General features: G+C 70.6%; 24 protein-coding genes. 8 read left to right on the forward strand and 16 right to left on the reverse strand.

Going from position 1 to position 24,322, the window contains the following annotated elements; genetic code table 11:
• Window positions 1-22: 22 nt before the first annotated feature.
• From AB0E90_RS09975 to AB0E90_RS09985, 3 genes are all read right to left on the reverse strand, one after another.
• Window positions 23-1,537: a HAMP domain-containing sensor histidine kinase gene (locus AB0E90_RS09975; protein ID WP_360402235.1), complete on the reverse strand. Its 1,515-nt coding sequence runs from the start codon at window positions 1,535-1,537 to the stop codon at window positions 23-25.
• Window positions 1,534-2,292 carry a response regulator transcription factor gene (locus AB0E90_RS09980; protein ID WP_360402237.1) on the reverse strand — a complete coding sequence of 253 codons (759 nt, stop codon included), beginning with the start codon at window positions 2,290-2,292 and terminating at the stop codon, window positions 1,534-1,536. Before AB0E90_RS09980 ends, AB0E90_RS09975 begins: the two co-directional genes overlap by 4 nt.
• Window positions 2,293-2,361: 69 nt before the next feature.
• Complete coding sequence (locus AB0E90_RS09985; protein ID WP_360402239.1) at window positions 2,362-3,657, reverse strand: efflux RND transporter periplasmic adaptor subunit; 1,296 nt, start codon at window positions 3,655-3,657, stop codon at window positions 2,362-2,364.
• A 188-nt stretch (window positions 3,658-3,845) separates the two neighbouring features.
• Here AB0E90_RS09985 and AB0E90_RS09990 point away from each other — a divergent pair, with 188 nt between their 5' ends.
• The gene (locus tag AB0E90_RS09990) at window positions 3,846-4,436 is read left to right on the forward strand and encodes a hypothetical protein (RefSeq protein ID WP_360402241.1); all 591 of its coding nucleotides are present in this window, start codon (window positions 3,846-3,848) and stop codon (window positions 4,434-4,436) included.
• 118 nt (window positions 4,437-4,554) lie between these two features.
• Here AB0E90_RS09990 and AB0E90_RS09995 read toward each other — a convergent pair whose 3' ends face one another.
• Window positions 4,555-5,025: a hypothetical protein gene (locus tag AB0E90_RS09995; RefSeq protein WP_360402243.1), complete on the reverse strand. Its 471-nt coding sequence runs from the start codon at window positions 5,023-5,025 to the stop codon at window positions 4,555-4,557.
• 104 nt (window positions 5,026-5,129) lie between these two features.
• The gene (locus tag AB0E90_RS10000; protein ID WP_360402245.1) at window positions 5,130-6,122 is read right to left on the reverse strand and encodes a LacI family DNA-binding transcriptional regulator; all 993 of its coding nucleotides are present in this window, start codon (window positions 6,120-6,122) and stop codon (window positions 5,130-5,132) included.
• Window positions 6,123-6,158: 36 nt separating this feature from the next.
• Between AB0E90_RS10000 and AB0E90_RS10005 the strand changes: the two genes are divergently transcribed.
• The gene (locus tag AB0E90_RS10005) at window positions 6,159-8,537 is read left to right on the forward strand and encodes a glycoside hydrolase family 3 C-terminal domain-containing protein (RefSeq protein ID WP_360402247.1); all 2,379 of its coding nucleotides are present in this window, start codon (window positions 6,159-6,161) and stop codon (window positions 8,535-8,537) included.
• A 5-nt stretch (window positions 8,538-8,542) separates the two neighbouring features.
• On the opposite strand, the gene AB0E90_RS10010 is transcribed toward AB0E90_RS10005, so the two are convergent.
• The 4 genes from AB0E90_RS10010 to AB0E90_RS10025 all read right to left on the reverse strand — a co-directional run bounded on the left by AB0E90_RS10010 (window position 8,543) and on the right by AB0E90_RS10025 (window position 11,576).
• On the reverse strand, window positions 8,543-9,211 hold the full coding sequence (locus tag AB0E90_RS10010; RefSeq protein ID WP_360402249.1) for a hypothetical protein: 669 nt from the start codon (window positions 9,209-9,211) through the stop codon (window positions 8,543-8,545).
• Between the two features lie 74 nt (window positions 9,212-9,285).
• Window positions 9,286-9,492 (reverse strand): hypothetical protein, encoded by a 207-nt coding sequence (locus AB0E90_RS10015; RefSeq protein ID WP_360402251.1) that lies wholly within the window; start codon window positions 9,490-9,492, stop codon window positions 9,286-9,288.
• Between the two features lie 114 nt (window positions 9,493-9,606).
• Window positions 9,607-10,989, reverse strand: a complete 1,383-nt coding sequence (locus AB0E90_RS10020) for an MFS transporter (protein WP_360402253.1) — start codon at window positions 10,987-10,989, stop codon at window positions 9,607-9,609.
• A 23-nt stretch (window positions 10,990-11,012) separates the two neighbouring features.
• Window positions 11,013-11,576, reverse strand: a complete 564-nt coding sequence (locus tag AB0E90_RS10025) for a histidine phosphatase family protein (RefSeq protein ID WP_360402255.1) — start codon at window positions 11,574-11,576, stop codon at window positions 11,013-11,015.
• A gap of 157 nt (window positions 11,577-11,733) precedes the next feature.
• Between AB0E90_RS10025 and AB0E90_RS10030 the strand changes: the two genes are divergently transcribed.
• Window positions 11,734-12,135 (forward strand): hypothetical protein, encoded by a 402-nt coding sequence (locus AB0E90_RS10030; RefSeq protein WP_360402257.1) that lies wholly within the window; start codon window positions 11,734-11,736, stop codon window positions 12,133-12,135.
• A gap of 3 nt (window positions 12,136-12,138) precedes the next feature.
• Here the strand turns inward: AB0E90_RS10030 and AB0E90_RS10035 are convergent, their stop codons facing one another.
• The 4 genes from AB0E90_RS10035 to AB0E90_RS10050 all read right to left on the reverse strand — a co-directional run bounded on the left by AB0E90_RS10035 (window position 12,139) and on the right by AB0E90_RS10050 (window position 15,705).
• Window positions 12,139-12,936, reverse strand: a complete 798-nt coding sequence (locus AB0E90_RS10035) for a DUF6879 family protein (protein WP_360402259.1) — start codon at window positions 12,934-12,936, stop codon at window positions 12,139-12,141.
• A 187-nt stretch (window positions 12,937-13,123) separates the two neighbouring features.
• Window positions 13,124-13,738 carry an FMN reductase gene (locus tag AB0E90_RS10040; protein ID WP_360402261.1) on the reverse strand — a complete coding sequence of 205 codons (615 nt, stop codon included), beginning with the start codon at window positions 13,736-13,738 and terminating at the stop codon, window positions 13,124-13,126.
• Entirely contained in the window at window positions 13,735-14,817 is a 1,083-nt protein-coding gene (locus AB0E90_RS10045; RefSeq protein WP_360402263.1) for an LLM class flavin-dependent oxidoreductase, read from the reverse strand. Before AB0E90_RS10045 ends, AB0E90_RS10040 begins: the two co-directional genes overlap by 4 nt.
• Window positions 14,818-15,156: 339 nt before the next feature.
• Window positions 15,157-15,705, reverse strand: a complete 549-nt coding sequence (locus tag AB0E90_RS10050; RefSeq protein ID WP_360402265.1) for a DUF4352 domain-containing protein — start codon at window positions 15,703-15,705, stop codon at window positions 15,157-15,159.
• A gap of 192 nt (window positions 15,706-15,897) precedes the next feature.
• Here AB0E90_RS10050 and AB0E90_RS10055 point away from each other — a divergent pair, with 192 nt between their 5' ends.
• Window positions 15,898-16,788 carry a hypothetical protein gene (locus AB0E90_RS10055; RefSeq protein ID WP_360402267.1) on the forward strand — a complete coding sequence of 297 codons (891 nt, stop codon included), beginning with the start codon at window positions 15,898-15,900 and terminating at the stop codon, window positions 16,786-16,788.
• 73 nt (window positions 16,789-16,861) lie between these two features.
• Here the strand turns inward: AB0E90_RS10055 and AB0E90_RS10060 are convergent, their stop codons facing one another.
• Entirely contained in the window at window positions 16,862-17,428 is a 567-nt protein-coding gene (locus tag AB0E90_RS10060) for a DUF4352 domain-containing protein (protein ID WP_360402269.1), read from the reverse strand.
• Window positions 17,429-17,783: 355 nt separating this feature from the next.
• On the opposite strand from AB0E90_RS10060, the gene AB0E90_RS10065 reads away from it, so the two are divergent.
• The 4 genes from AB0E90_RS10065 to AB0E90_RS10080 are packed head-to-tail and all read left to right on the forward strand — an operon-like array spanning window position 17,784 to window position 22,335.
• The gene (locus AB0E90_RS10065) at window positions 17,784-18,563 is read left to right on the forward strand and encodes an SCO2525 family SAM-dependent methyltransferase (protein ID WP_360402271.1); all 780 of its coding nucleotides are present in this window, start codon (window positions 17,784-17,786) and stop codon (window positions 18,561-18,563) included.
• Between the two features lie 51 nt (window positions 18,564-18,614).
• Entirely contained in the window at window positions 18,615-20,459 is a 1,845-nt protein-coding gene (locus AB0E90_RS10070) for an SCO2524 family protein (protein ID WP_360402273.1), read from the forward strand.
• A gap of 2 nt (window positions 20,460-20,461) precedes the next feature.
• Window positions 20,462-21,379 carry an SCO2523 family variant P-loop protein gene (locus AB0E90_RS10075; protein WP_360402275.1) on the forward strand — a complete coding sequence of 306 codons (918 nt, stop codon included), beginning with the start codon at window positions 20,462-20,464 and terminating at the stop codon, window positions 21,377-21,379.
• Entirely contained in the window at window positions 21,376-22,335 is a 960-nt protein-coding gene (locus AB0E90_RS10080) for an SCO2522 family protein (RefSeq protein WP_360402277.1), read from the forward strand. The genes AB0E90_RS10075 and AB0E90_RS10080 overlap by 4 nt, the downstream gene beginning before the upstream one ends.
• Here AB0E90_RS10080 and AB0E90_RS10085 read toward each other — a convergent pair.
• On the reverse strand, window positions 22,320-23,288 hold the full coding sequence (locus AB0E90_RS10085; RefSeq protein ID WP_360402279.1) for a hypothetical protein: 969 nt from the start codon (window positions 23,286-23,288) through the stop codon (window positions 22,320-22,322). The genes AB0E90_RS10080 and AB0E90_RS10085 overlap by 16 nt on opposite strands.
• Window positions 23,285-24,205 carry an SCO2521 family protein gene (locus tag AB0E90_RS10090; RefSeq protein WP_360402281.1) on the reverse strand — a complete coding sequence of 307 codons (921 nt, stop codon included), beginning with the start codon at window positions 24,203-24,205 and terminating at the stop codon, window positions 23,285-23,287. Before AB0E90_RS10090 ends, AB0E90_RS10085 begins: the two co-directional genes overlap by 4 nt.
• Between the last annotated feature and the right edge of the window lie 117 nt (window positions 24,206-24,322).

Below are 24,322 nucleotides of genomic sequence, written 5' to 3' on the forward strand. Positions count from 1 at the left end.
AGCTCGGAGCCAGCTCGGAATCTCACGGCGCGTCACCGGAAGTCGGCAACAGCACTCGGAAAGTCGCCCCTCCGCCGCGTGGCGCATCCAGCTCCACCCACCCTCCGTGACCGTGAACGATCGCGGCGACGATGGACAGCCCGAGCCCCGACCCACCGCCCTTGCCGCGGCTGCGGCTGGTGTCGGCGCGGTAGAGCCGTTCGAAGACCCGCGGCGCGTGCAGTGGCGGCACGCCCGGCCCGTCGTCGGTGACCTCGAAGACCGCCAGAGGCAGGCCGGGCCGCACGGTGGCCGGGCCGGACAGCACGGTCGTGGTGCTCGGTGGCCGGGCCGGCAGCCGGCCGACCCGGACGGTGACCTGGGCGCGGGCCGGCGTGTGCTGCAGCGCGTTGGCGACCAGGTTGGTGGCGACCTGGCGCAGGCCGTGCTCGTCGCCGAGCACGGTGGCCGGCTCGAACGTGTCGGTGTCGTCGGAGAGACCGGCGAGCTTCACCGGCCGGCTGGGCACCCGGGCGTGCGCGTCTCGGATGATGTCGGCAGCGATCTCGAGCAGGTCGACCGGGCGCACCGCGGGTGGTCGCTGCCGGTCGAGGCGGGCCAGCATGAGCATGTCCTCGACCAGGACGCCCATCCGGGCGGCCTCGCTCTCGATGCGGCTCATCGTCTCGTCCAGGGCGGCGCCGGGCGGCGCTCCGCCCCGCCGGTACAGCTCGGCGAAGCCGCGGATCGAGGTCAGCGGGGTCCGCAGCTCGTGCGACGCGTCCGCGACGAACTGCCGCAGCCGCTGCTCGCTGGCCGTGCGCGCGTCGACCTCGGTCTCGATGCGGGCGAGCATCGAGTTGAGCGCGAGGCCGAGCTTGCCCGGCTCGGTGTGCGGGTCGGTCGCGGCGACCCGGCCGCCGAGATTGCCGGCCGAGATGTCGGTGGCCAGCTCCTCCATGTCGGTGAGCGGGCGCAGGCCGAGCCGCACCACGAACCAGGCGCCGCCGGCCAGCAGGGCCAGCACCAGCACGGTGACCCCGGCGTCGATGAGCATCAGCTGGTCGGTGGTCTGCTGCACCTCGGAGAGGGAGACCCCGATGACCCCGTAGCCGCCGCTGGTCGAGTCGGGCACGGCGATCACCCGCCAGTCGGAGTTGAGGCCGCCGATCGTGTACGGCTTCGCGGTGGCGGCCCGCGCCTGGACCTCGGCGAAACTCTCGACGGACGCGCGCGCGGAGTCGCTGATGTAGCTGCGCGCCGTGTCGAGCGAGCCGTCCGCCCGGTAGACGTACGACAGTTGCTCGGGCCCGAGTCGCTGGAAGCGGTTGCGGGGGATGACGTTGATGCCGGCCGCGCGGTTCTCGGCGAACGGCCGGGCCATCCCGCTCAGCTGATCGTCGATGCGGCCCAGGAGGTAGGTGCGGATCAGCACCAGGCCGGCGATGTTCGCGACGAGCAGCGCGACCGCGGCGAGCGCGCCGACCACCAGGACGAGGCGGGCGCGCAGGGTCCAGTGGCTCCACCGCCGCGGCCGCCAGCGGAGCCTTCTTCTCACTCCTCGCCGCCGCGTGGCAGCCGCAGTGCGTAGCCGACGCCGCGGACGGTGTGGATCAGCGGCGGGTCGGTCTTGTCGATCTTGCGGCGGAGGTAGTAGACGTACGACTCGACGATGCGCCCGTCGCCGCCGAAGTCGTACTTCCAGACCCGGTCCAGGATCTGTGCCTTGCTGACCACCCGGCCCGCGTTGATCATCAGGTAGCGCAGCAGGTTGAACTCGGTCGGCGACAGGTCGATCAGGCGACCGGCCCGGCGCACCTCGTGCGCGTCCTCGTCGAGCTCGAGGTCGGCGTAGCGCAGCACCCCGGTGTCGGACGCCGACGGCGCGTCCAGCTCGGGCTGGCTGCGCCGCAGGATCGCCCGGATCCGCAGCACCACCTCTTCGAGGCTGAACGGCTTGGTGACGTAGTCGTCCGCGCCGGCCGCCAACCCGGAGATGCGGTCCTCGACCGCGTCCCGGGCGGTCAGGAAGAGCACCGGCACCCGGCTGCCGGTGGACCGCAACCGCTTGGCGACGTCGAAGCCGTCCAGGTCAGGGAGCATCACGTCGAGCACGACCAGGTCGGGCTCGAACTCCTCGACGGCCACCAGTGCGCGGTGGCCCGAGTCGACCACCCGCACGTCGAACTCGACCAGCCGGAGCGTGGCGCTCAGCAGGGCGGAAATGTTCGGCTCGTCGTCGACGACGAGGACACGAGCAGCCCGGGGCGGGGGCTCGCTGAGAGCGACTGAGGAACGGGAATCAGATAGCACCCGGAATGAGTATCAACGCTACCTAGGAATTCCCTATGAATCGAGCGAGAGCGAGCTGTAGACGCTCCGTCACCAAGATCGGGTCACCTGATCACCCTCGGTCAATCCGGAGGTGATCTCGGTGTACTGGTCGCCGCGCAGACCGACCCCGACCGCCACCTGGCTGCCGCCTTTGAGCACGGTTCCGGTGTCGCCCTTGACGTTGTGCACCGCCGTGCTGGGCACCCGCAGCACGCCGGTCTTGGACCCGGTGGTGATCTTCACCGACGCGCTCTGGCCCACCAGCAGGTCGGTCGGCGCCTGGTCGAACGACAGGACGACACCGTAGGTGACCATCGTGCCGTCGCTGGTGCCGGTCGGGTCGACCTGCACGACGGTCGCCTTGAAGTCCTGGCCGACCCGGTCGGCCAGGGTGACCACACCCTTCTGCTTGACCGCCAGCCGGTCCGCGTCGGCCTCCGGGAAGGACGCGCTGATCTGCATGTCGTAGACGTCGGCGAGGGTGATGAAGGTGGAGCCGGCGCTGACCTGGCTGCCGACCTTGCCACTGACGCTGATGATCCGGCCGGCGATCGGCGCGGTGATGGTGGCGCCTTCGAGGGCCTCCTCGGCCTCCTCCAGCGTGGTGTTGGCCTGCGTGACCCGCTGCTCGGCGCTGAGGATCGCGTCGCCGCCGCTGCTGCTCTGCCCGCTCCCCTGCTGGCCGCTGCCGCTCCCGCTGCTGCCGGAGGTGCTGGAGCAGCTCCCAGTGCCCGAGCCGGTGCCGGTGCCGGTGCGGCCCTTGGTCGTGGTCGGCTTGGCGGTTGCGGCCTTCGACGTGGCGGTGGCCGCCGGCGACGTCGTGGCGGTCGCGGCCGGCGAGGCGGTGGCCGTCGGCGACGCGGTCGCGGTCGGCGACGTCGTGGGAGTGGTCGCGCCGCCGCCGGTGTAGGCCGCCGCCACGTTGCATCCGCTCGACGAGGTGGACGACGTCTTGGAGGCGTTGTCCTTGGCCTCGGTCAGCGCATCGTCGGCGTCGTCCAGCGAGCTCTGCGCGTCGTCCACGGCCTGGGCCGCGTCGGTGTCGTCCACCTTGGCGAGCACCTGACCGGCGGTGACCGTGGTGCCGGCCCGCACGGCCACGCTCTCCACTGTGCCCTTCACCGCGAACGAGAGCGTACGTGTCTGTGCCGGCTGCAACGTGCCCGTCGTGGCCACCTCGGTGGACACGTCGCCGCGGTCGACCGCCGAGACGGCGGCCGCCTTCGGTTTGTCGGTGGCGTCCGCGGTCAACGCGTGCACCACCCCGTACACGATCAGCGCGAGCACGACGACAGCCGCGGCGACCCAGATCCAGCGCCGACGACCGGCCAGAACTTCACCCATGGCCGGGAAGTGTTCACTGCCGTCCTCGCCGAACCCTCGGTCCTGCCTCGGAGTTGGCTCGGAGACATCGATCTTGCACACAGGTCAAACACAGCGGCTCAAAGGGAACTCCGAGGATCTCCCTACGTTCCGTGCAGGTTTGCGGGCTTGGGTGGGGCCCGATATCCGTGGCCCAGAAAGAAGGCAACGTGCGCAAGGTCAGTTCGAAGGCGCCCCGCCGCGCGGCGGCGCTGTTCGTCGCGTCGGCTGCGGTCCTGCTGGTCGCCGCGTGCGGCAGCAGCAGCTCCGACGACTCCTCGGGCGGCGGTAACAGCAACGGCAACGGCAACAACAGCGCGTTCGCCGCGTACCAGCAGTGCCTGGCGAAGAACGGCGTGACCATCACGATGCCGTCCCGCGGCGCACGCACCGGCGCATCCGGCGGCCCCGAGGGTGACGCCCGGCCGTCCGGCCAGCCCCGGCCCTCCGGCAGCTTCTCCGGCGGCAACCGCGGTCAGGGCGGTTTCCCGGGCGGCGCTGGCGGCTTCCAGAAGCCGGCCGACGTCGACGACGCGACGTGGCAGAAGGCGCAGGAGGCGTGCGCTTCGGTGCGGCCCTCGTTCGGTGGCGGCATGGGCAACGGCCGTGGCAACGGCGCGAACGCCGCCTACCAGAACTGCCTCAAGGAGCACGGCGTCACCGACACCGCGAACCTGAACACCTCGGACGCCACCACCAAGAAGGCGATCGAGACCTGCAAGGTGCTGCAGCCGCAGGCCAGCGCCACCCCGACCGCCTAGCGGCGGTCAGCTCCGCGCCGCCGGTGCGGTATCCCCCGTAACGGCATCGGCGGCGCGGCCCGTCTCCCGGGCCGTTCGCGAATTGGCCCCCCGGCAGGTCGCGGACGGCCCGGGTCTTCTACTGCCGGTCCTGGTGGTTGAGCTGCGCCCAGCGGCCGGCCATCTGCCGGCGGCGGCAGGCGACCAGGTGGCTGGCCAGTATCGCCGGCTGGCCGCCACGGACGCAGGCGTCGGCGCCTGCGGTGAGCACGCCGGCCACCAGCTCGGCCGGGGCCGCGTCGTCGACCAGCGCGATGACCTGGGTGCGGCTGGGCAGCAGGCGCCGGGCGAGCGCGATGTCCCGCACCGCCGGGCCGGAGAACAGCACCAAATCGTCGGCGCTGACGTCGTCGAGGTCACCGGCTGTGCGCACCGACCAGCCGGTCGGCAGGTGCTGGGCGAGCCCAGCGACTCGGCCGGCCGGGCCCAGCACGGCGACGACCGGGCGCGGGCCGGCGCTGACCGGCAGGCTGGCCGGGTTGAGCGGCAGGTCCGTCGCGGTGGCGCTGAAGTCGCGGTGGCCGGTGGAGCGGTTGAGTTGCACAAGCATGGCGGACCCCCTGGTGGGCGGTATTACCTTCGGGTCCCTTCACCATTCGCCCGCAGCCTTGGTCATCCATGTGGCATGCCTGTGCGTTTCATGTACAACTTTGATCAAGCAGACTCGCGCCGGACGAGGTGCACCAGCTCGGCGGTCGGCACGGCCGGGGCGGGGCGGCCGTGGATCGCGGCCACCACGGTGGCGGACAGGTAGGCGGCCACCGCGGCCTGGTCGGTGGTCACGGTGGTCAGCGCGGGCTCGGCCAGGCGGGCGGCCGGGATGTCGTCCACCCCGATCACGGCGAGCGCGACCAGGCCGGCCCGGCGGGCGCCGGCCAGCACCGCGAGCGCCACCTCGTCGTTGTACGCGCACACCGCCGTCACGCCGGTCGCGTGCCAACGGCGTACCGCCGAAGCGGCCTGCTCCGCCTCCAGCGCGACCGTCTCGATCGCCGGACCACCCACCTGGCTCGCCCGGCATTCGTCGCGGACGCCGGCCAGCCGCGGCTCCGCGAAGATCCGCAGCCGCTCGTCGTCCGGATAGGCGTAGCCGATCCGGGTGTGCCCGGCGGAGATCAGGTGGCCGGCCTGCTGCCGGCCGATGAGCTGCTGCGGCACCGCCAGCTCGCGCTGGTCGCGCGACCCCCGGCCCAGCGGCGTCACGACCAGCGCCACCCCGGCCGCCCGCATCGCCTCGATCTCGCCGGGCGAGAAGTCAGCGTAGGCGATCACCGCGGCCGGGGTGATCGCCTTCCAGATCTCGAACATCGGCCGGTCCTCCCGGTTGCCCGGGTGCACGACCAGGGTGAGCCCCTGCCGGGCGAGGGCGGTGGAGAGGTTGCCGAGCATCGAGCCGACCTCGGGGCCGATCGGCCAGTCCGGCAGCAGGCACAGCACCACGTCGGAGCGGCCGGTGCGCAGGGTGCGGGCGGCGGCGCTGGGCGCGTAACCGAGGCGGGCGGCGGCGTCGAGCACCCGGGTGCGGGTGTCGGCGGAGATGGTCTGCTTCGGGGTGTCGTTCATGACGTAGCTGACCGTGGCGCGCGAGACGCCGGCCAGTTGCGCGACGTCGGCGCTGGTGACGCGGCGATGGTTGGTCTCGGCCATGGTGACAAGCCTACTTACACGTGTAACCATGAGTCCATGACCACCGACGACATCACGCCCCTCGTCAAGTCGCTGGATCTGCCGGCCAAGGTGCGGCTGCTCACCGGCGCGTCCGCCTTCTCGCTGGCCGCCGAGCCGGCCATCGGGCTCGGCGAGATGCGCTTCTCGGACGGCCCCACCGGGGTGCGCGGGCTCAAGTTCACCGGCGGCCGGGTGGTGTCGCTGTTCCCCAACGCCACCCTGCTCGCCTCCGCCTGGGACCCGGACGCCGCCTACGAGGTGGGCCGGCTGCTCGCCGAGGAGGCGATGGCGCAGGAGATCCACGTGGTGCTCGGGCCGACCATCAACCTGCACCGCAGCCCGCTCGGCGGCCGGCTCTTCGAGGCGTACTCCGAAGATCCGTTGCTGACCGGCTGCCTGGCCGCCGCCTATGTGCGTGGCCTGCAGGACTCCGGGGTGGGCGCCTGTCTGAAGCACTTGGTCGCCAACGAGTCGGAGACCGACCGCAACACCGTCGACAGCGTCCTGTCCGAGAAGACGCTGCGCGAGCTCTACCTGCTGCCGTTCGAGATGGCGTCGGACGCGTGGTCGATGATGTCGGCCTACAACGACGTCAACGGGGTCGCGGCCACCGAGCAGCAGCACGTGATCAACGACGTCGTGAAGAGCTCCTGGGGCTACACCGGGCTCGTCATGTCCGACTGGTTCGCCACCAAGACCGCGGCGCCGGCCGCGAACGGCGGTCTCGACCTGGTCATGCCCGGCCCGCGCGGCCCCTGGGGCGATGCGCTGGTCGAGGCGGTGCGCTCCGGCGAGGTCGACGAGGCGGTGATCGACGATCACCTCGGCCGCCTCCTGACGCTGGCCCGGCGGGTGGGCGCGCTGGGTGCCGCGCGTTCCTGGCCGTCGTCGCTGCCGGCGCCCGATTCGGCCGTACGCCGTGAGCAACTCACCCGGCTCGCCGCGAACGGCATGACCGTGCTGAAGAACGACGGCGACGTGCTGCCGCTGGCCCGTTCCGCGCGGGTCGCCCTGATCGGCCGGCACGCCGTCGAGACGATCGACATGGGTGGCGGATCGGCGCAGGTCAACCCGCCCTATCAGGTCAGTGTGGCCACCGGCCTGTCGGCTCTGCTGTCGTCGCTGACGGTGGTGGACGGGGTCGAGGTGCGGACCCGGCCGGTGCCGGCCCGCGACGGCTTCCTGACCGACCCGGTCACCGGGGCGCCCGGGATCCGCGTGGTCCTGTACGACGCCGCCGGCGCCGAGCTCGAACAGCGGTCCTGCGCCCAGGCCAAGACGATGATCGGCATGGACGACGACTTCACGACCCCGGCGGCGTCCGCCGTCCTGTCCGGACGGATAGCCACCGCCGGCGAGGTGGAGCTCGGCGTCCTTGGCGTCGGAGACTGGCAGATCACGGCCTCCGCTGTCGAATTGTCCTATTCACTGCGACCCAGCGGCAGCGGCTTCGGCGAGGAGGTGCTCACGCCGCCGCTGCGGACCGACCGGTTCACGGTGGCGGCGGGCGCCGTCTTCACCGCGACCGTCTCGATGACCTCCGACATGGGCCTTTTCGGTCTCATCGGGCGGGTGGCCTCACGCGAGACGGTCGACGTGATCGACGACGCGGTGCGCGCGGCCGCGACCGCCGACGTGGCCGTGGTCGTGGTCGGCCTCACCGAGGAGCAGGAGACCGAGTCGGTCGACAAGTCGACGCTGCGGCTGCCCGGCGCGCAGGACGCCCTGATCGAGGCGGTGGCCGGCGCGGCCCGGCACACGGTGGTGGTGGTCAACGCGGCCACTCCGGTGCTCATGCCGTGGCGGGAGCGGGTGGACGCGGTGCTGTGGGCCGGCCTGCCCGGCCAGGAGGGCGGGCACGCGGTCGCGGCGGCCCTGCTCGGCGACATCGAACCGGCCGGCCGCCTGGTCACGTCGTTCCCGGCCGCGGACGGGGCGTCGCCGGCCTGGTCGGTGACCCCGGTCGACGGCAAGCTGGTCTACACCGAGGGCACGTTCATCGGCTACCGGGGCTACTTCGCCCGGCGGGCCGCCGAGCCGGCGTTCTGGCTGGGCCACGGCCTCGGTTACGGCAGGTGGGAGTACACCGACGCCCGCCTGATCAGCGGCGACTCCCCCGCCGTCGCGGTCACCGTGACCAACGTCGGATCGCACCCGAGCCGCGAGGTGGTGCAGGTCTACCTGCGCCCGATCGAACCCGACGAGCCGGTCCGCCTGGTCGGCTGGACGGCGGTGGCGGTCGCCCCCGGCGAGTCGGCCCGGGTGACCGTGGAGACCGACGACCGCCTGTGGCGCCGCTGGGACACCGAGTCGGCCTCGTGGTCCCGCCTCGCCGACGGCGGCGAACTGCTGGTGGCCCGCGGCCTGGGCGACATCCGAGCAACCGTGTCCTGACCGGTTCAGGCCGCCGTGACCGGCCGCTGGGTCAGCGCCAGAACGGCCAGCGCCGCGGCGGTGAGCGCGGCGCAGGCCAGGAAGACGCCGCTGTAGCCTCGGCTCGTCGTCGAGCCGAGGCTGATGATCGGGCCGGAGACGATGGCGCCGACGCGGCGGGTGTTGACGTAGAGGCCGGACGCCAGCCCCGGCCGCGGGATCAGCTCCTGGAACAGGGTCAGGCCGATGCCGGCGATGACCAGGGTGGCCAGCGGCGGGCCGGCGACCCAGGCGAACGAGACGATCGCCCGGGTGCGCACCACGTCGGAGCTGGCGGCGCCGCTGTGCTTGAGGTGGGCGAACAGCAGTGAGTTGCCGACCCCGGCCGGCCCGCCGAGCACGGCGAGGCCGCAGACCGCGACCGGCAGCGACGTGGTGGCGGCGAGCAGCCCGGCCAGGGCCAGGGTGAGGACTCCGCAGGCGACCATCGGCCGGACGTAGTCGTGCTTGCGGTCGGCGTACGCGGGCAGCACGAGCGAGGCGACGAAGCCGCTGGCGTTGTAGATCGCCAGCACCACCCCGACCTGGGCCGCGGTCGCGCCGTAGACGTCCACGAGCAGCACCGCCAGCGCCGGGTTGAGCAGGGCGAACTGGAGGCCCCACAACAGCGCGGCGGACGGGATGCGAAGTCTCACCACCCGAGCCTAGGAATCTTGCGGCTCACCGGGGAGGTTCCGGCAGAGCCTCCCTCGTGGGCCGCGAAAGCTCCCTAGGGACATCCGCGCCGGCGTCGTTCCAACTCCTCGGCGGCGCGGCGTTCGGCGTGGACGCCGGCCGCGCCCGGCAGGTCGGTGTCGTGGACCGGCTGCTCGCGTTCCCACGCCCGGGTCTCCGCCAGCACGCCCTCGGTCGCCGGTCCGGGCGGCACGGGACGGCGCCGCCGGCAGCGCCGGAAAAGACGGCCGAGCAGTCCCACGTCTCCCCCTCCGGCCCGCTAACGATCTTGAAACTAGCGGGACCGGTGGGCGTGGACTCTCGGCCGAGTCGACGGGGCTTGTTGATCATTCGTTTGTGCAGGTAGGACTTTCGGTCAGGGGCGGGCCCGGCCGGCGACCACATTGCCCGCCCCGGGCGGCAGCCGGAACGCGTCGATCGCCGGAATCACCAGCAGCACGGCCAGCACCACGAACGCGAACCGGTAGGCGCCGTCCACGTCGAGCGATGCGCCGCCGCCGAGCCGCACGAGCAGCGCGCCGACCGCCACACCGAGTCCGCCGCCCAGCTCCTGCACTGTCGACATGAGGGTGTTGGCGCCGGTCATCCGCTCGGTCGGCACGTCGGCGAAGGCCACCGTGTTGTAGGTGGTGAATCCGACCGACCGGAAGATCCCGCTGAGCGCCAGCAGCACCAGCAGCAGCGCGAGCGGCGTCGAGGGGCGCAGGAACGCGATCCCGGCGAGGCAGGCCGCCGACGCCAGCACCGCGCCGAGCATCACCGCCCGGATGCCGAACCGGCGCATCAGCGGGGTGGTGGCCGGCTTGATGCCGACGTTGCCGGCGAACAGGGCGATCACCACGAGGCCGGCGTGCGCGGCCGTCCACCCGAAACCGACCTGGAAGAACAGCGGCAGCAGGAACGGGATCGCGGTGATGACGGCGCGGAACACCGAACCGCCGAGCGCGGTGACCCGGAACGTGCGCACCCGCAAAATCGAAAGATCAACCAGCGGCTTGTGTACGCGGAGCAGATGGCGCACGGTGGCGACGAGCGCGACCACCGCCAGCAGCAGTGATCCGATCGCGAGCGCCCAGTCCGGGTGCGCCTCGGCCACCGTCTCCAGCCCGACCACGAGCGCGGCGATGCCGGCCGCCATGAACAGGAAGCCGCGCCGGTCGAGCGGCCCCGGCTCCTCGCTGCGCACGTCCGGCACCAGCTTGAACGACAGCAGCAGCGCCACCACGCCGAGCGGCAGGTTGATCAGGAAGATCCAGCGCCACGACGCGTACTCGCTGAGGAACCCGCCGACCGCGGGCGCCAGCAACGGCGCGACCAGGGCCGGCCAGGTGAGGTAGGCGATCGCCCGCACCAGGTCGGTCTTGGCGGTGGTGCGGATGACGACCAAGCGGCCGACCGGCACCATCATGGCGCCGCCGACCCCCTGCAGCACCCGGGTGCCGACCAGCATGGGCAGATCGACGGCGGCCGCGCACCCGGCCGAGGCGAGGGTGAACACGGCAATCGCCACCGCGAACACCCGGCGCGCCCCGAACCGCTCGGTGAGCCACCCACTGATCGGGATGAGAACGGCGATGGTCAGCACGTACGCGGTGATCGCCACATTGACCGTAACCGGCGCGACCCCGAGGTCGGCCGCGATGTGCGGCGCCGCCGGCGCAATCACCGTGGCGTCGAGAAACTCCATGAAGTACGCGCCGGCCACCAGCAGCGCCAGCCAGCGCGCACCCTTAGTCATAAGTAGATCTTCGCCGACTGCGGTCAGGCGTTCCAGGAGTCGATCACCGGGTTGTCGTGCTCGAAACCGAGCGTCGAGATCGTTGCCGTGCCGAGTGCCAGTTTCCCGCCGCCGCTGGCCGGCATGCCGATCCAGCGCGCGCCGGCCACCCGCAGCGAGTGGCCGTGCGCGACCAGCACGACGTCGCCCTGGTCGAGGAGGGCGCGGGCGCGTTCGAGAGCCCGGTCGAGGCGCGCGCCGACCTCGTCGGGCGACTCGCCGCCGGGCGCCCCGTCGGTCCAGAGCCACCAGCCCGGGTCCTTCTCGCGGATCTGCGGCGTGGTGATCCCCTCATACTCGCCGTAGTTCCATTCGGCCAGGTCATCGCTGGTTTCGGTGACCTTCAGCCCGGCCAGCTCGGCGGTCCGCAGGGCCCGCTTACGCGGGCTGGAGATCACTGCGGCGAACGTACGCCCGGCCAGGCGCTCGCCTGCCTGCCGCGCCTGCCGCTCGCCCTCGGGGGTGAGTTCGAGATCGGTGTACGACGTGTGCCTGCCCGTCGCGCTCCACTCGGTCTGCCCGTGCCGGATCAGCACAATTTCCGCCATGCAATGTTTCTACCGTGCCGCCGCCCGCCTCGCCCGGCTACCTCGTCACACTCGAGAGGTCCGCAGGCATTGCGCCCAGCCCGCGCATCTGCTTTTGTCGATCTAAATCCGGCGGATCGTGGGCCGCCGGGAGGCTTCCGTCAGATCGGGGGTCAGCATGTCAGCTTCATTCGAGCTCGTGGTGGACCGGGCGTTCCGGGTCCTGGCCGACGAGCTGGGCCTGACCGGCCCGGCCGGCGTCGATCCGGCCGCGGTGTCCTATTCCGGCCCCGATGTCTCCTACACGATCACTCTCGACCCGGCCACCGGCACCGTGTCCACGGTCGTCGCCCGCGACCTGGACGGCGTCCGCCTGACCGCCGACCTCCCGGCCCTGGTCCGTGGCGCCGCCCTGGGCAACCCGGCCGCGGTCCCGTGCGGCGCCCGCTCCCTGCCCGAGATGCGGGCCACGGTCGCCGCCCAGGCCGTCTACGTCCGCCGGCTGCAGCCCTACCTGACCGCCCTGAACGCCATGCCCCTGATGCGCGCCGCCCACGCCCGCGAGCTGCGCTCCGCCTAGGGCCTACGGGCGGCCGGTGCGGGCGGCGGCGGTCCACAGCTGTTCGAAGCGCTCCTGGCGCTTCTTGACCAGGCGGGGGTCGACGACCAGGGCGACGCCGGCGATCGGCGGGGTCACGCTGTCGTCCAGCACGCGTGCGGTGTGGAACTCGTAGCTGACCTTCTGGTCGAAGACGATGAAGTCCTCCAGGTCGGTCTGGCGCACGAAGTAGATGTCGTCCGGGCGGATCAGGCGGGTCTCGACGCCGATCTCGTCGTGCGGCGCCAGCAGCGCGCGCAGGCGGTCCGGGTCGGGGAGGCGCTCGGTCAGCAGGAACAGGCGGCGGATGCGCACGTTGCGGTCGATCGCGGCGCGCTGGCGGTCCAGGTACTGCCGGCCGAGGTCGCTCGTCCAGAACTCGCCCTCGCCGAACGATGCCATCGTGACCGCGTCGATGCTCATGGTGGCCGTCTCGGTCAGGCCGAGCAGCCAGTCCGGATCCTCGTCGGCGCGGCCGGATCGGCCGTCGCGGCCGTCGCGCAGGCCGTCCAGGTCGATCACCGGTGTGGCCGGCGGCGCCGAGGTGCCCGCGGTGACCAGATGGGTGACCTCGCGGCGGGCCGGGGCGTTCGCCCGGCGGGCCAGCTCCAGGCGCCGGGACGCCTCGGCCGCCTCGATGATCAGCTGGGCGACGAGCGTGAAGGCGCCGACCGCGACCGCGACGGCGGCGCGCCACATCTCGCGCTGGTCGCCGATGCCGGTGAGCAGGTAGGTGAGGCCGCCGACGACGGCGGTGACAAGTAACTTGAGTCCGATGCGCACGGTAACCCCCGCGTGACGACAGTGCGTACCATCACAGTGCAGTCACGCCGCGTGTGCAATGCCCGTGCACGATCAACGAAAAGGGGCGGCCTGTGAAAGCCGCCCCGTCACGCGAAAGTGGCGTTTCCGGCCCGGTTTTGCCGCTTGCTCGCTGCCGAGAAGCACGGGACCGGGCCACGCCGTACTGCTAAGGGTTCTTCAGTAGATCTTCGAAGTTGACCGTGAGAGCGAAGGGGTCGGTGACCGAGACCGAGTCGCGCCGCGAGATCTCGCGGGTCAGCTCGGCGGCGGCGCGGTCGATGCGCGAGCGCAGCGTGCCGTCGGCCGAGTCCGCGCCCCAGTCGTCGCTGGCCGCGAAGACCGCCGTCGGGACCACCGCGGCCCGCAGGTAGGCGAAGAGCGGGCGCAGCGCGTGCTCGAGGGTGAGGCTGTGCCGGGCGGTGCCGGCGGTCGCGGCGATCACGACCGGCTTGTCGGCCAGGGCGTCCTTGTCGAGCACGTCGAAGAAGGACTTGAACAGGCCGCTGTAGCTGGCCGTGAAGATCGGCGTGACCGCGACCAGTCCGTCCGCCGCCTCGACCGTCTCGATGGCGTCCTTGAGGGCGGCCGGCGGGAAGCCCGTGAGCAGGTGGTTGGCGATGTCGTGGGCCAGGTCGCGCAGCTCGATGACGGTGACCGTGAGCTGGATGCCGTCCGCCGCGGCCCGGGAAACCGCGGCGGCCGAGATCTGGTCCGCCAGCAGGCGGGTCGACGAGGGCTGGCTCAGGCCGGCGCTGACGACCGCCAGGGAACGCTGGTTCATGCGTTTACCTTCTTCGCGGCGAGCAGGGACTCGTGGGTGGGCGCGTCCGGCACATGGGCCGGCTTCAGCGCCGCGAACTCCTTGCGCAGGACCGGCACAACCTCGGCGCCGAGCAGGTCGAGCTGCTCGAGGACGGTCTTGACCGGCAGGCCGGCGTGGTCCATCAGGAACAGCTGGCGCTGGTAGTCGCCGACGTAGTCGCGGAAGCCCAGCGTGCGGTCGATGACCTCCTGCGGCGAGCCGACGGTCAGCGGCGTCTCGCGGGTGAAGTCCTCCATCGACGGCCCGTGCCCGTAGACCGGGGCGTTGTTGAAGTAGGGCCGGAACTCCTTGACCGCGTCCTGCGAGTTCTTACGCATGAACACCTGGCCGCCGAGGCCGACGATGGCCTGGTCGGGGTCGCCGTGGCCGTAGTGGGCGAACCGCTCGCGGTAGAGCGCAATCATCCGAGCAGTGTGCGAGGCGGGCCAGAAGATGTGGTTGGCGAAGAAGCCGTCACCGTAGAAGGCGGCCTGCTCGGCAATCTCGGGCGACCGGATCGAGCCGTGCCAGACGAACGGCGGGATCTCGTCGAGCGGCCGCGGCGTGCTCGTGAAGGACTGCAACGGGGTACGGAACTTGCCCTGCCAGTCGACGGTGTGCTCACGCCACAGCTGGTGCAGCAGGGCGTAGTTCTCGATCGCGAGCGGGATGCCGGCCCGGATGTCCTTGCCGAACCAGGGGTAGACCGGCCCGGTGTTGCCGCGCCCGAGCGTCAGGTCGACGCGCCCGTCCGAGAGGTGCTGCAGCATCGCGAAGTCCTCAGCGATCTTCACCGGGTCGTTGGTGGTGATCAGCGTGGTGGCGGTGCTGAGCTGGAGCGTCGACGTCTGCGCCGCGATGTAGGCGAGAGTCGTGGTCGGCGAGGACGAGAAGAACGGCTCGTTGTGGTGCTCACCGAGGGCAAAGACGTCGAGACCGACCTCCTCCGCATGCTTCGCGATGGTGACGATGTCCTTGATGCGCTGGCCTTCGGACGGCGTCTGCCCGGTGGTCGGGTCGGTGGTGATGTCGCTGACGCTGAAGATCCCGAACTGCATGACCCGCTCCTTGGTTTGTTCCCCGTTACCGACGCTCGCCACAACGTCCTTGCGCCGACAACTATTTCAAATTCAAAGAACCCCCGCAGCGGCGCGCGTCACACTTGCCGGCGGCAGCTAGGGTGCACGCTCATGGGAGCGATCAAGCCGTGGCACCTGATGCTGTGTTGCCTCTTCGTGGTCATCGTGATCGGCGTGATCACCGCGGTCATCATCGCCGCCACAAGAAAAGGGAAGAAATAGCCCATATAAGTACGCGGTGGGACGAGTCCCCTGCCACTCGACGGCAAGCCACCGGCAACACCGGGCCGTTGCGCCACTTTCGCGCGAGGCGGCGGGTCAGGGCAGAGCCATCCGGACGCCGGCCGACAGCAGGGTCTCGTGCATCTCGATCTCGGTGGGCTTGGTCCCGGCCGGCACGTCGAACACCACCTGGCCCTTGACCGTCTCCCCCGGGACCACAGCCTCGTACCAGGTGACCGGGTTGACCTGACGCTCGGCGCCGGTGTCACTGGTGTACGGGGTGCCGCTCGAATCGAAAACCTTCTGAGCGCTGCCGTCGAAGTTCCGCGGCGTGCGGTCCCGGTTGGTCACCTGGATGGCGACCAGACAGTAGACACCCTGAGCCCGGATCGCCGCCGTGCCCGAGCCGGCCGTCGGGGTTCCACACTTCACCCCGGACATCCGAAACTCGAACACACCGTCACGCCCGGTAGCGCCCACCGCCACCACTTCGCCGCCCCCATCATCACCGCGACCGACCGCATACCAGGTGGCACCACCGCCGACGACCAGAAGAACGGCGGCGGCCGCGACGACCAGACCACGCCGGCGCGCGGCCGGCGACTTCACGGACGGTGATGGCGACATCGTCGTGGGGTAGCTCATGCTTGTACCCAACGACCTTTGTTGATCTCGCGCATGGCCCATATAGACGACCTTGCACCGGATGATCGGTCACATCCGTGTCACCACCACGTTTCCCGGACGTGAATTGGCGGCCGAGCGCACGCCCCGACACCTTGCCCAAGGAGGCCACGGTCCGCTGTGATGGAGGCACGCCGACCGTGGGGGTGACGCGTGCAGATCCTGATCAAGGTCGTCGTCACCGCCATCGCGGCCGGCCTGGCCTACCTGCTGGCCGGCGCCGCCGGACAACCGCGGATCTGGCAGCTGACCATGTCGGTGTTCGTCGGCGGCGTCGTCCTGGTGGTCCAGTTCCTGATCGAGAGCGTGGCGAACACGAGCCGGCTGAGTGCCGAGGTGGACGTGGTCAGCCAGACGGCGACGCACCTGGCTGGCGCCGACGAACACCTCGACAGCAGCGATCTCACCCGGCTCGTCATGGCGGTCGGCCGGATCGACCGGCGCAAAGATCTGCAGATCCAGTTCGCGAACCACCAGATCAAGGCGCTGGTGGAGCTCGTCAACGGGTTCGTCTCGGGGCGCGCGGACCATGAGGGCGAGGACCCCGACTGGCTCCTCGGACTGACCGACACCGCCACGATGAGCATCGACGCCACCAGCATGACGTCGTTCGACCGGGCCGGCCGATTCGTCGACGAGGGCGGGTTCTGGTCGAGCGACCTGGGCCTGCGATATCTGGGCCGGCAGCGCCGCGCGATCGAGAGAGACGTTCGCATCCGCCGCCTCTTCCTGCTCAGCGAAAAGCCGGCCGAACCGGCTCAGATCAAGGCCCTCCTCGATCCACACGAGAAGATCGGCGTAGAGACCAGGATCCTCCGGTTCAGCGAGATCCCGTTTCTCCATCAACAGTCTCTCGACGACTTCATCCTGTTCGACCGGCAGATCAGCTACGAGTTCCACACGACGCCGGCCCTGAGCGAAGACGTCACCCCGCTGATCGCCAGCGTGGCACTCGTCTCCGATGCCCGCTTCGTCAAGAGACGGCACGAGCGGTTCGAGGACCTGTGGGCAGCCGCGGATCCCGCCGGAGACCGCCCTCGCTAAGGCCGATTTTGATCAGCGGCGAAGCCTCTTCGCATCCGGCCGTGGTACCCCCTGGTCTGCGGCTGAAGACGGCTCAGCGCAGGGTTACCCGGACGCCGGGCGAGAGCAGGGTCTCGTGTAGTTCGATCTCGGTGGGCTTTGTTGCCTCGAGGACGTCGAAGACCAGGCGGCCGGTGAGGGTGGCGCCCGGGGCGATCGGGCCGGACCATGCCTCGGCGTTTGCCTGACGGTCGGCGCCCGAGTCGCCCACGTACTGCGTGCCGCCGGCGTCGTAGAGCTTCTGGGCCGCGCCGTCCAGGTGCTGTGTGCCGCCGCCGCGGTTGGTGACCTGCACGCCGACCAGGCAGTAGACACCCTGGGCGGTGACCGCCGCGGTGCCGGTGCCGACCGTCTTGGTTCCACACTTCACGCCGGACACCACGAACTCGAACGTGCCGTCGCGGGCCACCGCCCCGGCCGCCACCGGGCCGGGCCGGTCGTCGCCGCCGAACAGGGACCGGCCGAAACCGGTGGCGTAGCCGGCCGCCGCGGCCGCGGCCAGCAGCACCACGGTGGTCACGGCGATCGTCCGGCCGCGGCGGTGGCGGGCGGCGGGCGACTTCACGGACGGTGACGACGACATCGTCGTGCGGTTGGTCATGTGAGCACCCAACGACCAATGCTGATCTCGCACATGGACCGTGCAGTCGACCTTGGCGAGATGATCGGCCACAACAGTGGCACCAGGGGCCACCTGCATGCCCGGCGAAACCGGACACCGGGGGCGGACAGGGCCGAAGGTTACGAGTTAAAACGGTCAGATTTCGATCCGGTTGCCACCCGCCAGCCGTATTTCTAACTCGTAGGCGATGTCCTAATGTGCATGCGGCAAACGGCGAGCGCCCGGATGATGCGCGTGACTAGGCTGGGAGTTACCCTGAGTGAACCAGCCGACTCTGCGCGCCTCCCGCACCTCGGCCGCTGACTCATACATCCCCGAGAGGCGGAGGATCCCGGTGTCCGACGACGACCCACGCGCAGCGGTTGCCGAGCATGTCCCCATAGTCGACGAGGTCGGTAACGCCGACGTCGAGTGGGATGTCTTCGACTCCAACGCTTACTTCGCCCACAATTACGGCACGCTGCGCTGGGACGACGCCGCCATCATCAAGATCATCGCCGATTTCTTCGCGGCGAATCTCCACCAGCAGTTCATCGGGCACGCGATCGACGTCGGGTCGGGCACGAACCTCTACCCCGCACTGACGATGTTGCCATACGCCTCCCGGGTGACACTCTACGAGCGGGCATGGACGAACCGGGACTGGCTGAGTCACTCGTTGGAGGAACCTCAGCCCTCGTGGGGTCAGTTCTGGACGGCGATCGCCGGCGGCCGGCACCACTACGACCGGATCACCAAGCCGCTCGAGCTGCTCGCCGACCGGGCCGAGGTCGCCAAGGGCAACGTGTTCGACCTCAGGCCCAACCGGTACGACCTGGGCACCATGTTTTTCGTCGCCGAATCGATCACGACCCGGGACGACGAGTTCCGCCGGGCGACCCGGTTGTTCGTCAACTCGCTGACACCCAATGCGCCGTTCGCCGCCGCCTTCATGCGCAACTCCTCCGGTTACGTCGTCGGCGACAAGCGATTCCCGGCCTGCATGGTGAGCGAGGACGACGTGCGCGATGCTCTTGAGCCGGTTGCGCGCAGAGTGGAAATTAAGACGGTCGACAGTCACGACCTCCGCGAAGGATACGGCGGGATGATGGTCGCTACCGGCCGCAAGAAGTAGCACCGGCCTGACACTCTGAGCTGACAACGCAGACCCACGGATGGGTAGCCGATGCAGATCAAGCCACGTCAACAGCTCCTCGACATCTGGCGGGCCACGGCCCGGGTCTCCTATCAAGACGCGTGGAGTCCTGGCGGCCTCAGTGGCAGCAATTCCATCAGCGATGCCGAGCAACTGCTGTGCATCATGGCGCCCGCGACCGAGATACCGCTGTTCCGGCTCGACCAGCCCGACACGGTCACCGACGACGTCCTCGAAGCGCTCAAACCGCTCGGTGACAACCTGCAGATCCCGCAGCGGCTGCTGCGCGCCCTGAGCGAGTACCTGAATCGCTACACCGCGCCGGACGGCACGCCGGTCTTCTCCGGCGGCACCTACTTCGGCACCGAGGAGCCGAGCGAGAAGGTCGATCAGGAGCAGCTCGACCTGGACGTGGTCGACTCGTTCTCGATCTCCGTCACGCTGGCGCTGGCGATCATCGGTTTCACCAAGGTCTTCCGCCAGGTGGTCACCCGGGCGTCGCTGCTGCGCCAGGTCGAGGAGGTGGAGCGGCTGGCGAACCGGCGGCTGACCGCCGCCATGGCCGGTCTGCTGCGCAGCTTCACGGTCAACGTGTTCACCGCGGACAGCCCGCTGGGCCAGGAACTGGTCCGCACGGTGAACCAGGAGCGCCGGGCCACGCACGTGGTGGTCGACGAGTTGCGGGTGGCGCTGCGAGAGATCAACGCCCGGCTTCGTGACGACGTCACCATCGGTTCCGGTGCGGCCGAGGGCAGCGAGCTCGACAACCCGAACCGCCTGTTCGAGTGCGGCTGGTCGTGGGGCGTGGTCCGGGACGCCCCGAAGATCGAGACGTCGGCCGATCTGGGCGAGCAGCGCAACGGCGTGGCGCAGAACGCGCCCTACCTCTACTTCACCACCGTTGCGCTCGACGCCATCCAGGCGCTGTCGTCTGAGCGCACCCGGCTGCTCGGCCTGCTCGACCCGGAGCAGGCCCGTCTCGCGCAGTCGCTGCAACTGCGGTTCGAGCTGACCCGTTCCTACTGGGCGACGATCGCGACGTTCGGCTCCGGCCGCTGGCCGCTGGAGGACCTGCCGTGGCGGGCCACCGACGGCATCGAGTTCGACTACTTCGCCCTGCTGATCACCGGCATGGTCATGCAGAACATGCAGTCCGTGCGGGCCACCAACGCGAACATGCGCCGGGTCGCCGACGTGCTGGAGGAGCTGGCCAATCGCAGCCGGATCACCCGCCGCTCGACCGAGCCGGAGACGGCCGTCGGCGTGCACTACCCGGGCCTGCACTTCCCGCTGGTCGGCAGCGACGCGCTGGGCGGCCCGCAGCTGCAGTGGACGGTGGCCGACATCGCCCCCACGCTGTTCAAGCGCACGCTCACGCTGTCCGGCATGACCACCGACGGCCCGACCCGCAGCCGCCTGCTCGACCTGTCCGACGCCATCTGGCAGCACCTGACGGTCCGGGTGATCCGTGACGGCGACGACCACGGTCTGTGGGACTGGGCGGCCGGCGCGTTCTCCTACCTGCCCGACGGCGTCAGCCAGGTTTCTTGGTATTACACCAAGCGGGTGGTCGACTGCCTGGTCGCCGCGGCGGCCGTGATCAACGAGCCGACGCTGCGCAGTGAGCTGCTGCTGCAGATCGCGGCCGACCTGCTCAACGAGGCCGACCACCTCTACGACCGGGAGCTGCTCAACGGCACCACCACGCGGGGCGAGACCCTGCGGGTCGACCTGGAACGCATCGGGGCGGAGCTGAAGCGGGCCCGCTCGGTGCACCGGGAGAAGCCGGGTGTGGCGGTGGCCGTGGCCGAGGACGTGCTACGGAAGCTGGACCGATTGTCCGCGGCCCGTCGCGCCGACGTCGGGATGACCTGACCATGATCATTTTTGCGACCTCGGACAAGGGTGGCACCGGGCGTTCGGTGACCGGCAGCAACCTCGCCTACCGGCAGGCGTTGCAGGGCAAGGACGCGTGTTACGTCGACTTCGACTTCGGCTCCCCGACGGCGGGCGCCATCTTCGACCTGAGCGACGTGCAGGCCGGAACGAACGGCGACGGCCTGCACACGTACCTGGAAGGCAAGATCGCCCAGCCCCGCATGATCAACGTGTGGGCGGAGACGCAGCGGGAGGCGCTGCGTAACCGGCCGGCCGGCGTGGGCCGGCTGACGCTGGTGCCCGGCGACCGCGGCGGCGGCGAGTTCCCGTCGTCCCCGCCGGCCGTGCAGCGCTGCATCGACCTGCTGGTCAGCCTCGACGAGCAGTACGACCTGGTCCTGGTCGACCTGAGCGCCGGCCGCTCGTACGCGACCGAGATCGTCCTGGAGGCGACCGCCCACCCCGAGATGGAGGGGGTGGAGGCCCGCTGGGTGGTGTTCCACCGGTGGACCCGGCAGCACATCGTCGCCGCCGGCGGCCTGGTGCACGGCAAGAAGGGCATCCTCGACACCGGCGAGTTGCACGGGCACGACCGGGACGCGTTGATGGAGAAGATCCGGTTCGTGCGTACGGCGGTGCTCGACCCGTCCGCTTCCGAACAGGCCGGCCTGCGCCCGGAGCAGCTCGCCTGGCTCGACGTGTGCAACCGGCGGCTGCAGGACCTGGCCGCCCAGAACCGGGTGGGCCGGGTCAACCTGCTCGGCGTCATCCCGCTCGACCCGGTGCTGCAGTGGCAGGAGCAGTTGCTGACCAACGACGACGTGTGGCTGCACCGCACCGCCAACGAGCGCACCGTCAACGCCCTGGAAGACCTGGCCAAGCGGATCCTCGACGTCGATTCGTGGGAGGGCCTGTGACCACGGCCGACGATCTGTTCACCGAGGAGAGCGCCTCCCCGGTCGTCCAGTCGGTGGCCCTGTCCCACCTGTCCGTCGAGCTCGGTCACCTCTACATGGAGGATTTCCGGGCCGGCGAGGGGCGGCTGCGTGAGCATTTCCGCCGGGTGGCGCCGTGGGCGCAGGCGGCCGTCGAGCAGACCGCCGGCCTGCTCGGCCCCAACCGCACCCCGCGGATCAGCACCTGTTTCCTGATCGACGACTACTTCACCCGGTTCTCCAGCCCGCCCGAGGTGATCTCGGCGCTGGTCGCGGCGGCCGGGGCGGCCGGCCTGGAGATCGACTACGTGGCCCGGGAGTCGGGCTGCGCCCGGGCCGGCGACGTCGAGGTGGCCACCCTGGTGGCCGAGCACGTGGTGCACGAGCCGCACGAGGGGGTCAACGGCGGCCGCCCGCCGGTCACCGAGTCGGGCTGGCTGTCCAACGGCGAGCGCTCGCCGGTGACGACCGCGTCGGCGATGTCCGGGCCGAGCCGGTGGCGGCCGCCGCGGCAGAGCGCCGTACAAAATCATTCGATCTTCGTCGACATCGAGGTGTGGAGCGGCCCGCCCGAGGATCGCCTGTGGTCGTGCCCGTTCCTGGCCTCGGTGTGGCAGTTGCAGCGGCTCGGGCTGCTGCGGCACGGTGGGCGGCCGATCGCCGAGCCGGTCGAGGTCAAGGTCGAGCAGCTCTCCGAGAACTGGGACGAGATGCCGCCGATCGTCCAGCTCAACCCGCGGGCGTCGGCGCTGCGGGCGTACCGCACGTTCACCCCGCTGGACAGCCGCTTCCTGCCGATCGAGCTGGCCGTGCGCACCATCCTCGGTCAGGTGTGGATCGACCCGCTGGTGGACGGCCAGGTGTGCGGGCGGGCCCGGGGTGAGGGCATGGAGCTGCCGACCGAGCCGGTGGGACGGATAAGTTACGCGTTCCTCTGAACGTCGGGCACCGGCTGCGGCTCGTGCGAGACCTTCCACAGCTCGCCGAAGAGCACGGCGCACTCGTGGACCCGGGAAGCGGTGAGAACGAGGCGGGTCTCGGCCACCTGAGCGAGCCTGGGGTCACCGATGGTCGGCGTGGTCTCGTAGGCCAGCGCGTTGTCGAAGATGATCAGGTCTCGCACCTGGACCCGCAGCCGGGCCGGCACGTCGGCCCAGTACAGCAGCCGCACCTGGATCTTCATGTCGATCTGTTCCTCGTAGACGCGGCGCAGGATCGGGTCTGCCGCCATGGCCGGCTCGTCGAGCACGAAGATGCGCCGCACCCGCCGGCCGTCCTCGGCCACCCGCCGCTGCGCGTCCAGGTAACGCTGGCCGATCTCGCTCTGCCACAGGTCGTGGTCGACCGCGGCCATGCTGATCGCGTCGATGCCCTTGGTGGCCGTGCGGGTCAGCCCGAGCAGCCAGTCGCGGTCCTCGCCGTAATAGGTGGCGGTGCCGCCGTCGGCGATCTGCTTGAGCAGCTCTGAGGTCTCCCGCACCTTCGCCTCGACGAACTGGTGGATGATCGGCGGCGAGTCGGGCGGGATGCGCGTCGAGTTGGTCACCAGCTCGGTGACGAGACTGGCATGCCGCGACGACTGGATCTGCCCGAACAGCTTGGTCGCCTCGCCGATCTCGAGGATGAGGCCCTTCATCTCGGCCATCCCGGCCTTCTGCATCTCCTCGACGCCGACCAGGCGCTTCTCGAAGTCGACCAGGAAGCGCACCATCAGGGCGATGCCGCCGATCAGGATGGACAGCATGATCGAGATGCTCATGTCCTGATGCAGACCGTTCGTGATCAGGAACGTGAGGCCACCGCTGGCGACGGTCAGCACCAGGGTGCGCACGACGCTCGAGGTCTCCCGCAGGGGCGCGGGCCGGCGGCCGGCCATCGATTCGCCGGTCATGACCGGTACGCCACGGAGAGAGCGGCCACGGCGCCCGCGGCCACCTGGTCGCGGACCCGGTTGACCAGGGTGTTCCACTGTCGGCTGAAGCCGACCCGGCCCTCCAGGACGCCCCACAGCACGCGGGCGATCTCGTCGTCGTCGGAGCGGGGCAGCCAGAGGTGCAGGAGGTAGTCGATCGCCGGCAGCAGCCGGGCGATCACCTCTTCCCGGGGCAGCACCCCGATCGCGGCCTTGCGGGTCACCTCGAGCAGCACGGTGATCAGCCAGTCGTGCAGGGCGAGGTCTTCGGCGACGGTGGCCAGCCGGGACGGGCTGGCCTCGGCCGCGGTCAGGCTGAGCACGCGCAGCTCGTCGCCGTGCACCGCGAACCGGATGCCGACCGGGCTCGGGTCGCACGGCTCGATCAGCACCACCCAGCGCAGGCTGGTGCGGGCGGTGCGCAGCGCCGGGCGGCCGGCGGCGCGGGAGTTGCGCTGGACCCGGTCGGCGGCCTGCCGGGCGATGCCACCCATGTCGAGGGCGTCGGCGGCCTGCTGCGGCGCGCAGAACGCCTCGGCCAGCTCGTTCCACCGGGTGCGGCCGACGCTCTCGATGACGCCGGGCCGGGACAGGTAGTGCGACCACGGGCGGCGGGCGCTGCCCTCGGCGCGTTCGATCGTCGCGTACGCCGAGCCCTGCACCACGTGGCCGTCGATGATCGCGGCCCGCTGCCAGGCCGTGCCGATGCCGCGCACCCGTCGCGAGGGGCCGGGCAGGCCGAGCGGGCAGTCGACGCCGACCGGCTTGTCCGGGGCGCGCACGTGCGAGCGGGGCCGCTCGGAGATCCGGACCGCTTCACCGGCCACCAGATCCACCAGGGTGCCAGCGATGTCGCCGGGCACCGGACCGCCCCCGCGAAGCAGTCCGGTCTGCACCTCACCAACGATGAGCAACGTCAAGGCCCCCTAATCCTCGACGACCACGCGAACCTGGCCGCGTGACGCCAGCCGTTCGATTGGAACCCATGGATCGGTGGATTGCAACACCGTGAG

Origin of the sequence: Actinoplanes sp. NPDC026619 (genome assembly GCF_040638295.1) — a bacterium.
Lineage (GTDB): Bacteria > Actinomycetota > Actinomycetes > Mycobacteriales > Micromonosporaceae > Actinoplanes.

Bases quoted from the DNA above. Each gene is read 5' to 3' on its own strand.
- AB0E90_RS09985 (WP_360402239.1), bottom strand. From the start codon at position 3,657: ATGGGTGAAGTTCTGGCCGGTCGTCGGCGCTGGATCTGGGTCGCCGCG.
- AB0E90_RS09995 (WP_360402243.1), bottom strand. From the start codon at position 5,025: ATGCTTGTGCAACTCAACCGCTCCACCGGCCACCGCGACTTCAGCGCC.
- AB0E90_RS10000 (WP_360402245.1), bottom strand. From the start codon at position 6,122: ATGGCCGAGACCAACCATCGCCGCGTCACCAGCGCCGACGTCGCGCAA.
- AB0E90_RS10005 (WP_360402247.1), top strand. From the start codon at position 6,159: ATGACCACCGACGACATCACGCCCCTCGTCAAGTCGCTGGATCTGCCG.
- AB0E90_RS10020 (WP_360402253.1), bottom strand. From the start codon at position 10,989: ATGACTAAGGGTGCGCGCTGGCTGGCGCTGCTGGTGGCCGGCGCGTAC.
- AB0E90_RS10025 (WP_360402255.1), bottom strand. From the start codon at position 11,576: ATGGCGGAAATTGTGCTGATCCGGCACGGGCAGACCGAGTGGAGCGCG.
- AB0E90_RS10030 (WP_360402257.1), top strand. From the start codon at position 11,734: ATGTCAGCTTCATTCGAGCTCGTGGTGGACCGGGCGTTCCGGGTCCTG.
- AB0E90_RS10040 (WP_360402261.1), bottom strand. From the start codon at position 13,738: ATGAACCAGCGTTCCCTGGCGGTCGTCAGCGCCGGCCTGAGCCAGCCC.
- AB0E90_RS10045 (WP_360402263.1), bottom strand. From the start codon at position 14,817: ATGCAGTTCGGGATCTTCAGCGTCAGCGACATCACCACCGACCCGACC.
- AB0E90_RS10050 (WP_360402265.1), bottom strand. From the start codon at position 15,705: ATGAGCTACCCCACGACGATGTCGCCATCACCGTCCGTGAAGTCGCCG.
- AB0E90_RS10060 (WP_360402269.1), bottom strand. From the start codon at position 17,428: ATGACCAACCGCACGACGATGTCGTCGTCACCGTCCGTGAAGTCGCCC.
- AB0E90_RS10070 (WP_360402273.1), top strand. From the start codon at position 18,615: ATGCAGATCAAGCCACGTCAACAGCTCCTCGACATCTGGCGGGCCACG.
- AB0E90_RS10075 (WP_360402275.1), top strand. From the start codon at position 20,462: ATGATCATTTTTGCGACCTCGGACAAGGGTGGCACCGGGCGTTCGGTG.
- AB0E90_RS10085 (WP_360402279.1), bottom strand. From the start codon at position 23,288: ATGACCGGCGAATCGATGGCCGGCCGCCGGCCCGCGCCCCTGCGGGAG.